The organism is Lysinibacillus sp. NPDC097231 (assembly GCF_044761885.1).
Taxonomy (GTDB): Bacteria; Bacillota; Bacilli; order Bacillales_A; family Planococcaceae; genus Lysinibacillus.
In genome coordinates, this window is record NZ_JBIWDH010000003.1 from 1 (window position 1) to 13,459 (window position 13,459).

Here is a 13,459-nt window from a genome sequence, read left to right on the forward strand (position 1 = left end):
CAGGAAGACATGAAGATTTTTGGTACGCGTAATAGTTATTCGAAAACAGATATTGACGCGACATTTATGCGAATGAAGGATGACTATATGAAAAATGGCCAATTAAAGGCTGGCTACAATCTTCAAGTCGCCTCTGAAGGGCAGTTCGCACTTGCTTACGATATTTTTCCGAACCCAACCGATACGCGTACGTTGATTCCTTTCCTTGACCGAATTGAAGAGCAGTTTTTTGAATTACCAACACATATTGTCGCAGATGCGGGCTATGGTAGTGAACAAAATTATGATGATATTCTTTCGAATCGAGAACGCATTCCACTCATTACGTATAACAATTATATAAAAGAACAAAAGAAAAAATATAAAGAGGACCCTTTTAAACCTGACAACTGGGCATATCATCAGGAAGACGATACTTTCATTTGCCCGAATGAACAAAAAGTGACGTTTCAATATGTCTCCAAGCGTACAGATAATTATGGTTTTACACGTACATTGAATATCTATGAAAGTGAGGATTGTACAGATTGTCCATTCCGTTCATCCTGTACAAAAGCAAAAGAAGGAAATAACAGGACAGTCATGATCAATGAAACGTGGGAAGAACAAAAAGAATATGTAAGAACAAAGCTTTCAGAAGAAAAAACCGGTGCCATCTATCGACAGCGAAAAATCGATGTAGAACCAGTTTTTGGATTCTTGAAGGCTAATTTGCGTTTCACTCGATTTTCTGTCCGTGGAAAATCAAAGGTTGAAAACGAAATAGGCTTTGCATTAATGGCAGTGAATCTTCGGAAATACACTGCCATTAACCGAGAAATAGGGTCAAACAAGAAAAAAGGGAAATCGAATAACATCGATTTCCCTTTTTTCTTGAATATCAGCTAGTTTTGTCCCAGCCTCTTTTGTTTAAACGGTCATCATATAATAGACACCGACTGCCAAAAATGCGATGCAAACAACGATTAGTATTTTCGCTAATTTTTCCATGTCATTACACTCCTATGCAATACTTGCCCCAATTACAAACGATAGTCCGAGTGAAATAGTAAAGGAAATGAAGCCGACTGAGCGATTATCATTTGCGATTTCTTGATCTACATTAAAACGCGGTGTCATAAATTCAAACAAGAAATACGCCACAATTAGTAATGTAAAACCAAAAAGGCCCCAGCCAATCATTTCACTTAATGTACTATGGCGCGCAATAGAAAAGCGGAAAATATTACAGATCCCAAGTATTTTCCCACCTGTTGCAAGTGCCACAGCGACATTACCATTTTTAATTTCTTCCCAATTTTTATATTTCGTAACGACTTCGAATAATGCCATCGAGACGACTAAACATAACACAACAACACTAAAATATCCTGCCGTTTCGATAATTGGGTATCGCCAAAAGCTAGAATTCAGCATTTTCTCCGTCCCCTTTACAGCTTATTTCAATTCCACAACTGTGACGCCAAAGCCCCCTTCACCGGCTTCACCAAAACGGAAGGATTTTACACGCTTGTGCTTCTTCAAATAGTTTTGAATTCCTTGGCGTAATGCACCTGTACCAACACCATGAATAATCGACACACGCCCATAATTGGCAAGCAGAGCATCATCAATATATTTTTCAGTACGAAGAATGGCGTCTTCAAATCGCTCCCCGCGTAAATCTAATTCTAATTTTACATGGCTATTGCGATTTTTTACACCAGAAATACGTTGCACAGGTTCTTTCTCTGGCTTAATGTACTCAAGATCACTATCTGAGATTTTCATTTTCAAAATGCCCATTTGAACAATCCATTCTGAATTTGACACTTTTTCAAGCAATGTACCTCGTTGACCATAGCTTAACACCTTTACCTCGTCCCCGACAACTAGGTTTTGTGCACGTTCCTTTACTTGAGCTGCTTTTTTCAGCACTTTATTGTTTTCAAGAGGTGTTGCTTCTTCTAGCCGTTTGCGGGCTTCGATAAGCTCATGCTCTTTAACAACTTGGTCTGCATTTTTACGCATTTCACGAAGCTCCGCAATAATTGATTCGGCTTCTGTCTTTGCTTCATCAACAATTTTGCGAGCCTTTTCCTTCGCTTTTTTATCGAGTGCCTCTTTACGCTCCTCGTAAGCTTGCAGTTTTTCTTGCAGCTCTTTCCTTAGGACCTCTGATTCCATCAGTAATGCATGAGAACGCTCTGCATCATCTTCTGATTGGCGACGAGTCTCTTCAAGTGAAGCAATCATTGACTCTACCTCATGGCGATCTGTACCAGTAAAGCTTTTTGCTCTATCTATAATCGATTCTGGCAAGCCAAGGCGATTTGAGATTTCAAATGCATTGGAGCGACCAGGAACACCAATAAGTAGACGATATGTTGGACTCAATGTCTCTATATCAAACTCTACACTTGCATTGGCAACTCCTGGGCGATTATAGCCGTATGCCTTTAGCTCAGGATAGTGCGTCGTTGCCATAACTCGGGCACCCCGACCGTGTACTTCATCTAAAATGGAGATGGCAAGAGCTGCCCCTTCCTGTGGATCTGTCCCAGCACCTAATTCATCAAATAGTACGAGTGATTCGGAATCAAACTTTTGTAAAATATCTACAATGTTGACCATATGAGATGAGAATGTTGACAATGACTGTTCGATTGACTGTTCATCGCCAATATCTGCAAATAGCTGCTTGAAAACGGCTAACTCTGAACCATCAAGAGCGGGTACGGGTAACCCAGCCTGTGCCATCATTGTACATAGTCCAACTGTTTTTAAGGTTACCGTTTTACCACCTGTGTTTGGTCCTGTAATAACAATTGCCGTAATGTCTTTCCCAAATTCAATATCATTGGCGACTGCCGTTTCGATCGGTAAAAGTGGATGACGTGCACGCACAAGTCGAATATAACCATCGTTATTCATTTTAGGCATTGTACATTTATTTGCTTGTCCGTACTTACCCTTTGCTAAAATGACATCTATTTCACCTAGTACTTTTACTAAGTTAAATAAATCAGGAGCTACTTCCTCTACCATGGCACTTAAAGCAAGTAAGATGCGTTCAATTTCAGCCTGCTCCTTCATTTTTAGTCGATGAATTTCATTATTCGCTTGCACGACCGAATCTGGCTCGATAAATAATGTTTGACCAGAAGAAGATTGGTCATGAACAATCCCACCATAATGATGACGATACTCCTGCTTAACTGGAATAACAAAGCGATCATTACGAATCGTTACAAGTGCATCTGAGAGCATTTTTGAAGCATTACTCCCACGAATAAGACTTTCAAGCTTTGAACGTACTTTAGCCTCTTCAGCACGCAAAGATTGGCGAATGGAGCGCAAAGTTTGACTTGCAGAGTCTAGCACTGTTCCGTTGTCATCGATGCAGTTATTAATTTCATGCTGCAAGCCTGTTAAAGCGGGCATTGCTTCCTTTTTAGCGATGAAATGAGGAATGTCAATCACTTCCTCTGCTTGTAAATCTTCAATGAAATTGCGAAGAATTCTACTTGCTCGAATCGTACTTGAAACTTCCATTAATTCCATCGCTGAAAGCATGCCACCTATTTGTGCACGCCTTGCGGCAGGTCGAACATCAAAAATTCCACCCATCGGCACATTGCCTTTAACACGTAAAATAGATAGTCCTTCATCCATTTCTTCTAATAATTGTACAACTTTCTCGTAATCTGTTTGTGGTACAAGCTCATCAATGGCTGTTTTACCGATTGAAGAAGTACAGTATGTAGCCACTTGCTCACGTACTTTATCATATTCTAGTGTTTTCAATGCGCGTTCTGCAATCACTGAGAACACCTCCTCAACCTATTTATTTCGTCGAATGAACGCTTCAAATTGTTCATGCGTCCATGTATTCACAATCATATCCTTTTTCAACCATGCTCTGTTTGCATAACGTACTCCAATATCCATAAAGCGTAAATGAGCAATATCATGGGCATCCGTATTTATTGCAACAGGCACACCTGCTGCCAAAGCCATTTCTAAATGCTTCACACATAAATCAAGGCGATATGGATTTGCATTTAACTCTAAAATTTTACCATATTCCTTCGCCCAAGCAATTAATTGCTCCATATCAGGATTATAGCCATTACGATCCTCTATAATGCGCCCAGTTGGATGTGCAATCATATGAACATACGGATTTTGCATTGCTGTAAGTAAACGTGCCATTATTTTTTCCTGTGATTGTGTAAAGCTAGAGTGAATAGAGGCAATTACAAAATCTAATTCTCTTAGGACTTCATCTGCAAAATCGAGTGAACCATCTGGCAAAATATCCATTTCCGTCCCTGCATATAACTGAAATTCTGGATGTGCTTCGTTAAATGCGTCTATTTCAGCACGCTGTTTTACTAAACGCTCAGGCGTTAAACCGTTCGCTACTTTTAAGAATTGTGAATGATCCGTAATAACGCTATATTGATAGCCATGTGCTATTAATGCCTCGCCCATTTCCGCAACAGAGTATGCTCCATCAGACCACGTCGTATGCATATGCAAATCTGCATTGATATCATCTAGTGTTACTAAATTTTTAATGTCAGCCGTTTTGTCAAACTCTGTTGCACCTGTACGTAAGCTAGGTGGGATAAATGGTAAATCAAAGTGGGCAAAAAACTCCTCTTCACCCTTAAATGTCAACACAGTGCCATCTGCCTGCTCTACGCCATATTCACTAATCTTCTCACCACGTGCTTTTGCAATTTGACGCATGCGAACATTATGATCTTTTGAGCCTGTGAAATGATGTAGAGCAGTTGCATATTCAGCATCTTTCACTAATCGAAAATCTACACTTACTGGCTCATCAAGATCTAAAATAACTGAAATTTTCGTATCGCCAGCCGCCACTACCTCTTGAATAGAAAGCCCATTCAATAATTTCTCACGCACCGCTTCAACTTCTTCAGTTACTACGATAAAATCAATATCTTTACTTGTTTCTGCTGCGCGACGAAAGCTTCCTGCAACAGAAAAACGTTCCACTTCTTCCATACTACCTAGAAGCGCCTCGATTTGTAAAACGACAGGCTCGAGATACCAAATCGGTAAACGCTCTGAACGATTTGCTAAATTGGCAAGTTCTTTTAAAATTTTTTCTTCTGTTTTTGCTGCAAAGCCTGCTAGCTCACGAACTTTACATGCTTCGCAGGCAGCCTTTAAGCTTTCCACAGAGTCAATTCCTAGCTCTTGATGAAGCTTGGCTATTTTTTTACCACCTAAGCCTGGAAGTTTTAATAATGGGAGCAACCCTTTTGGTACAATTTCTTCTAATTCTTTTAATAAGCTCGATTCCCCCGTTGTCATTAAATCTTCAATAACAGCTGCTGTTCCCTTACCAATCCCTTTAAGCTTTGTTACATCTTCTATCTCACTTAAAGAACGCTCATCTCCCTCAAGTGCCGCAGCAGCTTTTCGAAAGGCAGACACTTTGAATGAATTCTCCCCTTGTAATTCCATATATAATGCAATTTTTTCTAGTGTGCGAATAATTGTTTTTTTGTTCATCGAAATTCTCCCTATCGTAAAAACACTTCCCTCAAAACCGAGAGAAGTGCCAAGTTGTTATTGCATATAAATATACCACCAGTTTTGGAACATCTTTGTAATGATCGGTGTATGCTCCAGAATGAGACCACTTAACAACGATTTCGACATTAAACTTTGAATGAAATCCACTGGCAATAAAGCAAGAATGTAAAGCAAAATAAACATAATTAAATAATTTTCAATCATGCCAAATAATGCTCCAAGCCAACGATTCACTGTGTGTAACACTGGTAAATACGCTATAAAATCAAAAATCGATGCCACAATTTGCAACGAAATTTTCACCGCAAAGAAAATAACGGCAAAGGCAATGACACGGTAAAATGTGCGGTCTAAATCCAAGCTATCAATCATGACTCCAAGACTACCTGAATCCGTTACACCTGGATATGGAATCCAGAACACAAATTTCTGTGCTAATGGCTTATAATAAATATACGCAACAATTAGGGCAACTACAAAGCTAACAATATGCATCATCTGTACGATAAAACCACGTTTTGCACCAACGACGATCCCAGCTAATAGTACCACTAATATGATTAAATCTAACATTCACTTCAACCCTTTAATTTTTTCAATTCTTCTTCTAGTTGCTCCATTTGTTCTTTTAATAGTAAATAATCGTGAACGGTATTTACTGCTGTAAGAACGGCAAGCTTTGTGCTATCAAGTGAGGGATTATGTACATTCATTTCGCGCATACGGTCATCAACAATCGAAGCCACAAGCCGCATATGTCCAATGGATTCAGAGCCGACCATTTTATATGTATGACCGTATATTTCCACAGAAATTTTATTCTTATCTTGATTTTCCATAGTCGCACCCTCCTATCAAATTCGCATTCATCTCACACCTATAAAGGTGGAAGTCTTCCGCTGAATGAAGATAAAATCTTTGTGCTCACGATTTTTACGATTTCGAGCAACAACACACAAAAAAGCTATTTATTATCATACCATGAAAGGTATAAAATTGTGAACAACGAGGACAGAAAGGAACGATTTAATGTCAAATATTGTACTTTCCATATCAACAAATATACAAAAAGAGGTGATGGCCTACTATGCAAGCCATTTTGTGGAACGAAAAGCACCTGGTGTTATCTTTGCTGCAAAGCTCCCAGACACGGCAATTACGATGTACAAATCAGGTAAATTAATGTTCCAAGGAGGAGGAGCCGAACGCGAAGCTTCTCGCTGGGGGAACATCGACACAACTAATACTCAGAAAGCTTCTCCAATTGGAGCAAAGGGCGATGTACTTCCAAATGACTTTGCTACGATGTCGGTGTTAGGCTCGGATGAAACTGGCACTGGTGATTATTTCGGACCAATTACAGTTGCGGCGGTCTATGTACCTTCTTCAAAAATTGAGCTTTTAAACGAACTAGGCGTTAAAGATTCGAAAATGTTAACGGATGATTATATGCGTAAAATAGCGCCGGATTTGCGAGCAGCTTGTATCCATAGTGTGCTTGTACTACGTAATGAGAAATACAACCAATTACAATCACGTGGTTACTCACAAGGTAAAATGAAGGCCATGATGCACAATAAAGCACTCATTCATACACTATCAAAAATGGCACCAGAAAGACCTGAGCATATTTTGATAGATCAGTTTGCTGAACGGGGTGTATATTACAATTACTTAAAAAATGAGCGAGAAATTGTTCGAGACGATGTACTGTTTTCTACGAAAGCCGAGCAATTACATGTTTCAGTAGCAACCGCATCTATTTTAGCTCGTGCAGCATTTTTAAAGGAGATGGATCGACTAAGTGAGCTTGCTGGTATTGAGTTATTGAAAGGTGCTTCAGCAAAAGTAGATGCATTAGCAGCACGTATTTGGCGTGGACAAGGTGAAGAGTTTTTACGGTCTATTACGAAATGGCATTTTGCTAATACAGAAAAGGCAAGAAAAAGGATATAAATTGCAAAAAAATTTCGCTATCCTCAGGCAGAATACAAGTCTACACGACTTGCCTCTCGCCTGTAGTTAGCGAAATTTTTTATTTATTCTTAGCTCAATATTTGAATTGTTGAATCGTTCGTTGAAGATTTTCTGACATTTCAGCAAGTGCTTCGGCGGATGCTGCAATTTCTTCCATAGAAGCAAGCTGTTCTTCTGTCGCAGCGGAAATATTTTGTGCACTTGCTGTATTTTCATTTGTACGCTCAAGCACGGTCTCAATTCCCATTACCACTTGATTGGAACGCTGAGATATAACTTTAGATGATTCTGAAATTTGCCCTATTTCATGTGTAACGTTCTGCACATTAGTACGAATCTCTTCAAATGACTTTCCTGCCATATTCGTTACATCAATACCTTTCATGACCTCTGCTGAACCAGCCGCCATTGATTCAATCGCTAGCTTTGTATCTTCTTGAATATATGAAATAATGTCCTTAATTTGCAATGTTGATTGTGCAGATTGCTCAGCTAGTTTTCTTACTTCATCAGCAACGATTGCAAATCCTTTTCCTTGCTCACCTGCACGAGCGGCTTCAATTGCTGCATTTAAAGCTAATAGGTTCGTTTGATCAGCAATTTGGGTTATAGCCTCTACAATGCGGCCAATTTCATGAGAACGCTTGCCTAATGTTTGCACTGTATTTTCGAGGGCTTGTACCGTATTTTGAATCATCGTCATTTGTTGAACAGCTGAATGTATCGTTTCATCACCTATCATAACAGCATCCATTGCTTTGTTAGACATCTCATTAACAGCATCTGCCTTTGCTGAAATACGTTGAATAGATGAAGACATTTCAAGTACCGCACTAGTACTGTCATTCATCGTATCTGCCTGCAGATCAACTGTCTCAGCAAAAGTTTGAATGGAATCAACGATTTGTGTTGTAGCTCGTTTATTTTCTGTAGTGCTTGCTGTTAATTGCTCAGAAGAAGCGGCTAATAAATTTGATTTCTCGCCAATATTACCAACTACCTCACGTAAAGATAAAATCATTTTATTAAAAATAGTAGACAATTTGCCAATTTCATCATTTGTTTTTATATCGATAAGTTTGCGTAAATCGCCTTCACCTACTTGTTCAGCCACAGTAGAGAGCTGTTTCAGTGGACGAGTGATTGAGGCGATTATCATGCCACCAATTATCCCACAGATAATTAAAGCAATAGCAATGACTCCTACTGTCGATTTTAAAATTGGAGTTGTGATATCTGTAACATCTGTTAAGTCCATCGTACCGATAATTTTCCACCCTGTAAGTTTATTGGTAGTGAAAAATACTTGAAGCTGCTTGCCATCTTCCTCAATTTTAAAGCTCCCTGCTTCCTTGCCCTGCATCTTTTCTATATACGAATCCTGCAGCTTGGTTCCCACTTTTACAAATGGATCTGCTATTGTAAGATTATTGGCATTAACTAATGATGTATAACCATTTTTTCCAATTTGCACTGTATTCACGAGCTCCGCAATTTCAGCAAGGTTCAAGTCTATGGAAACAACTCCCGATTTGTCACGTAATCCTGCTGATACAGTTAGAGTTAGATCGCCTGAAATATTTGATTTATATGGGTCTATCATGACCCCTTTACCCGGCAACTCCATAGCCTTTAAATACCACGGACGCAAAAATGGATTATAATCAGACGGCATTTCATGAGACGGATTACGTAAAAACCCATGTCCTTCTAGTGTTAAAGCAACTACCGAAACACTATTATGTAAAGCATTATATTTATCTAATTCCTTTAATGCATCTGCATCTTGCCAATCCTTATTAAAAAAAGATGCCAAATATTCTGCATCACTTATGATTGGAGTAATTTCTTTTGTCACTAAAGTATTTATTAAATCGACATTCTCTCGTGAGCTATCACTTAACTCGTTATAATATAGATTATCCGATTTCATGTATGAAAACGTACCAATCGCTATACTTGGAATTAAGAGTGTCAATGTAAACGCCCAAATTAATCGAGCACGCACGGATAAGCTTTTTCGTTTTCGATAATCTTTCAAGATTAATATCTCCTCTTACTATTTTTTTCTATCCAGTTTCTACTATACACATAATAAATACTAAAGATTTATTTTTTATTATTTCGAAATATTATTAAAACACCGAAATATGCGAATAGTATGTACTAAATCCTGATGTGACCATCCTGTCCACTAAACATAAAAAAGCTGCCTCGATTACGAGACAGCTTAGAATAGTTATTTAATTTAGCGTACTTCTGTACCTTCGATTGAAGCAATTGCTTTTAGCACTTTGTTATGTGCTGCAACAATCTCTTCGTCTGTTAATGTATACTCTGGATCAAAGTATGTTAATGAGAATGCAACTGATTTCTTACCAGCTTCCATTTTCTCACCTTCATATACGTCAAAGACACGCACATCTTTCAATAATTTCACGCCAGCCGAGCGAATAACCGTAATGACTTCTCCAGCTGTTGTTGAACGATCCATAATAAGTGCGATATCCCGAGACGTTGCTGGGAAACGTGGCACTGGCGTATAGGCAAGTGGCGCTTCCTGTGCAGTGGCATTTAATAATGCTACTAGATTCATTTCCATTACATATGTGTCTTTGACACCCCATGCTTTTTGCTCTGCAGGATGTAAGCCGCCGATAATGCCGACTTGTTCACCATCTAAAAGAATGCTAGCCGTGCGTCCAGGGTGTAAGCCATCTACTTGTACTTTCATAAATGAAATGCGATCCTCTAAACCAAGCTTACCGATAACACCTTCTACAATTCCTTTTAAAACGAAGAAGTCTACTTCTTTTTTCTCACCCTGCCAAGCATGCTCAAGCCATTTTCCTGTTAATACTGCTGCCACATGCTCTTCCTCAAATGGTAGCCCCTCATTTGATTGGCCAAGGAACACTGAACCGATTTCATACAATGTCACACTGTCAGCTTGACGTGCAACATTATAAGTAGCTGCTTCAATTAAATGTGGAATAAGGCTTTGACGTAATGTTGAACGTTCTTCACTCATAGGCATTAGTAAACGGGTTACTGGCTCTGTCTTCAATGCAAAACGTTGTGATAATGCCTCAGACGTCAATGAGTACGTAACAGCTTGGTAAAGGCCAGCACCCTCCATGAAATTGCGCACTACGCGACGATTCGCTTGGTAAGGTGTTAAACGGCCAACCTGGTTAGCTCCCTCTGGTAATGTCATTGGAATTTCATCATAGCCGTAAAGTCGAGCAATCTCCTCTACGATATCTTCTTCTATTTTAATGTCTTGACGACGCGTTGGTGCATCAATAATCAATAGGCCATTTGCTGCCTCTACGCCAAATTTCAGACGTTCTAAAATTGACAGCATATCTTCTAATGAAATTTTCATACCTAAACGTTCATTGATGAAGTCTGGAGACACAACAACACGCGCTGGTGATTTATCTAGTTCATCGACAAGACATGTACCTTCTAATACTTCGCCGCCAGCTAATTCAGCTAGTAATGCCGCAGCACGTTCAGCCGCAGGTAATACTCGGTTAGGGTCAACACCCTTTTCAAAACGAGCAGAAGCATCTGAACGAAGCCCAAGGTGACGTGATGTTTGGCGTACAGTTAAGCCATCGAAGTAAGCAGATTCAATAACAACTGTAGTTGTAGACTCTGTTACTTCAGAGTTTGCACCACCCATTACACCTGCGATTGCTACTGGCTCCTTGCCATTTGTAATGACTAAATCTGTTGCTTTTAATGTACGTTCTTGGTCATCTAATGTTGTAATTTTTTCGCCTTCTGCTGCTTTACGCACAACAATTTCACCTGTTGCAAGGCTATCGTAGTCAAAGGCATGAAGCGGTTGGCCGTATTCCATTAAAATGTAGTTCGTTACATCGACAACATTATTATGTGGACGTACGCCTGCTGCCATTAAACGATTTTGTAACCACATTGGTGATTCAGCAATTTTTACATTTTTTACAACTTTAGCAACATACATCGGGTTTGCTTGTAAATCTTCTACTCGAAGTTTTAACACGTCTTCCGCTTTCTCAGAGGATGTGTTGTAGGCGATTTCTGGATACTTTACTTCCTCAGAAAGAATTGCGCCGACTTCGTACGCCACACCCAGCATTGACAGTGCATCTGAGCGATTTGGTGTTAAACCTAGCTCTAGTACTGTGTCACGCAGACCTAAAATAGCAAGGACATCCGAACCGACTTCAGCATCAGCAGGAAGTACATAAATACCTTCAGAATATGCTTTAGGAACAAGTTTCCCTTCGATTCCTAGCTCTTGTAATGAACAAATCATACCGTTTGATTCATGTCCGCGAAGCTTTGCTTTTTTTATTTTAATGCCACCTGGTAGATGTGCACCGGGACGAGCAACAATAACTTTTTGGCCAGCATCGACGTTAGGAGCACCACAAATAATTTGTTGTGGTTCAGCTTCACCAACATCTACTTGGCAAATATTTAATTTATCTGCCTCAGGATGTTTCTCTTTTGATACGACATAGCCGACAACAATTTTATCCATCCCATTAGCTCGATCAATTACTGCATCTACCTCAATTCCAGAGCGCGTAATTTTTTCAGCCAACTGTTCAGGCGCTAAGTCCTGCGTACTTACATAATCTTTTAACCATTCTAATGATACTAACATTTTTTATCCCCCTTACGCCTCTGTTCGCTCGAATTGTGATAAGAAACGTGTGTCACTTGTATAGAAATGACGAATATCGTCGACACCATATTTCAACATTGCGATACGTTCTGCACCGATACCGAATGCAAAGCCTGAAACTTTTTTCGGATCATAGCCAGCCATTTCAAGTACATTTGGATGTACCATTCCTGCACCTAAAATTTCAATCCAGCCTGTACCTTTACATACGTTACAGCCTGAACCACCACATTTGAAGCAAGAAATATCCATTTCAACAGACGGCTCTGTGAATGGGAAAAAGCTCGGACGTAATCGAATTTCACGATCAGCACCAAACATTTTCTTCGCTAGAGAATCTAAAGTACCTTTAAGATCACTCATACGAATATTTTCGCCAATAACTAGCCCTTCAATTTGCATAAATTGGTGAGAGTGTGTAGCATCATCGTTGTCGCGACGGAACACTTTCCCTGGGCAAATAATGCGAATAGATTCACCTTTTTTCTCTTCCATTGTGCGAGCTTGCACTGGAGATGTATGCGTACGTAATAATATTTCCTCGGAAATATAGAACGAATCCTGCATATCACGAGCAGGGTGTCCTTTTGGTAAGTTTAATGCTTCAAAGTTATAGTAATCCTTCTCCACTTCAGGACCCTCTGCAATTTCATAGCCCATACCGATAAATAAATCTTCAATTTCTTCAATAACGCGTGTCAATGGATGACGATTTCCTACTTTAATTTCACGACCTGGTAAAGTGACATCAATCGACTCACTTGCTAATTTTTCTGCAATGGCCGCTTCCTCAAGTACTGTTACTTTTTCCTCTAATACTGCAGTTACATTTTCACGAACCTTATTGACTAAGGCACCCATTTTCGGGCGTTCCTCAGCTGATAATTTCCCCATCCCTTTTAATAAATCTGTGATAGGTCCTTTTTTCCCTAAATACGCTACTCGAACATCATTTAACTCTTTTAAATTTGCTGCTGCTTCAATTTTAGCAAGTGCTTCTTGCTCTAACTGCTTTAATTGCTCTTCCATGTATAAATCCTCCTTGTTTTGATGGCATAAAAAAACTCGCCCCTAAAAAAGGGACGAGGACATATTCGCGGTACCACCCTAGTTATTGCAAGGCAAATTCCTTGCAATCACTTCATTGACATAACGACTAGATTAAAGCCGGCATACCTTTACAGCATTTCGCTGGTCCCGGTAGCTGCTCGCGGGATGAATTCAAAACTGCATTGGTAC

Annotated in this window: 10 protein-coding genes; 2 read left to right on the forward strand and 8 right to left on the reverse strand. The window is 39.5% G+C overall.

The window, feature by feature from the left end; translation table 11 throughout:
- The coding region (locus ACIQXF_RS03325) for a transposase (RefSeq protein ID WP_402779117.1) at window positions 1-888 on the forward strand (888 nt) is incomplete at its 5' end.
- Between the two features lie 114 nt (window positions 889-1,002).
- On the opposite strand, the gene ACIQXF_RS03330 is transcribed toward ACIQXF_RS03325, so the two are convergent.
- From ACIQXF_RS03330 to zapA, 5 genes are read right to left on the reverse strand one after another with little or no spacing between them, the layout of a single operon-like run.
- On the reverse strand, window positions 1,003-1,416 hold the full coding sequence (locus tag ACIQXF_RS03330) for a DUF350 domain-containing protein (RefSeq protein ID WP_370041571.1): 414 nt from the start codon (window positions 1,414-1,416) through the stop codon (window positions 1,003-1,005).
- Between the two features lie 21 nt (window positions 1,417-1,437).
- Window positions 1,438-3,804, reverse strand: a complete 2,367-nt coding sequence (locus ACIQXF_RS03335) for an endonuclease MutS2 (RefSeq protein WP_402779119.1) — start codon at window positions 3,802-3,804, stop codon at window positions 1,438-1,440.
- 18 nt (window positions 3,805-3,822) lie between these two features.
- Window positions 3,823-5,532, reverse strand: coding sequence for a DNA polymerase/3'-5' exonuclease PolX (gene polX / locus ACIQXF_RS03340; protein WP_402779122.1), 1,710 nt, complete (start codon window positions 5,530-5,532; stop codon window positions 3,823-3,825).
- Window positions 5,533-5,589: 57 nt separating this feature from the next.
- Complete coding sequence (locus tag ACIQXF_RS03345) at window positions 5,590-6,129, reverse strand: CvpA family protein (protein ID WP_402779124.1); 540 nt, start codon at window positions 6,127-6,129, stop codon at window positions 5,590-5,592.
- 5 nt (window positions 6,130-6,134) lie between these two features.
- The gene (gene zapA, locus ACIQXF_RS03350) at window positions 6,135-6,395 is read right to left on the reverse strand and encodes a cell division protein ZapA (RefSeq protein ID WP_402779127.1); all 261 of its coding nucleotides are present in this window, start codon (window positions 6,393-6,395) and stop codon (window positions 6,135-6,137) included.
- Window positions 6,396-6,585: 190 nt separating this feature from the next.
- Between zapA and rnhC the strand changes: the two genes are divergently transcribed.
- On the forward strand, window positions 6,586-7,512 hold the full coding sequence (gene rnhC, locus ACIQXF_RS03355; RefSeq protein WP_402779130.1) for a ribonuclease HIII: 927 nt from the start codon (window positions 6,586-6,588) through the stop codon (window positions 7,510-7,512).
- A gap of 94 nt (window positions 7,513-7,606) precedes the next feature.
- Here rnhC and ACIQXF_RS03360 read toward each other — a convergent pair whose 3' ends face one another.
- The 3 genes from ACIQXF_RS03360 to pheS form a co-directional block, all read right to left on the reverse strand.
- Window positions 7,607-9,574, reverse strand: coding sequence for a methyl-accepting chemotaxis protein (locus tag ACIQXF_RS03360; protein WP_402779133.1), 1,968 nt, complete (start codon window positions 9,572-9,574; stop codon window positions 7,607-7,609).
- A 207-nt stretch (window positions 9,575-9,781) separates the two neighbouring features.
- Entirely contained in the window at window positions 9,782-12,199 is a 2,418-nt protein-coding gene (gene pheT, locus ACIQXF_RS03365; protein WP_402779136.1) for a phenylalanine--tRNA ligase subunit beta, read from the reverse strand.
- A gap of 12 nt (window positions 12,200-12,211) precedes the next feature.
- A complete protein-coding gene (gene pheS, locus ACIQXF_RS03370; RefSeq protein ID WP_402779139.1) occupies window positions 12,212-13,249 on the reverse strand; it encodes a phenylalanine--tRNA ligase subunit alpha in 1,038 nt (345 codons plus the stop codon).
- Between the last annotated feature and the right edge of the window lie 210 nt (window positions 13,250-13,459).

Coding starts and splice junctions, on each gene's coding strand:
- ACIQXF_RS03345 (WP_402779124.1), bottom strand. CDS start 6,129: ATGTTAGATTTAATCATATTAGTGGTACTATTAGCTGGGATCGTCGTT.
- pheT (WP_402779136.1), bottom strand. CDS start 12,199: ATGTTAGTATCATTAGAATGGTTAAAAGATTATGTAAGTACGCAGGAC.
- polX (WP_402779122.1), bottom strand. CDS start 5,532: ATGAACAAAAAAACAATTATTCGCACACTAGAAAAAATTGCATTATAT.
- zapA (WP_402779127.1), bottom strand. CDS start 6,395: ATGGAAAATCAAGATAAGAATAAAATTTCTGTGGAAATATACGGTCAT.
- ACIQXF_RS03330 (WP_370041571.1), bottom strand. CDS start 1,416: ATGCTGAATTCTAGCTTTTGGCGATACCCAATTATCGAAACGGCAGGA.
- pheS (WP_402779139.1), bottom strand. CDS start 13,249: ATGGAAGAGCAATTAAAGCAGTTAGAGCAAGAAGCACTTGCTAAAATT.
- rnhC (WP_402779130.1), top strand. CDS start 6,586: ATGTCAAATATTGTACTTTCCATATCAACAAATATACAAAAAGAGGTG.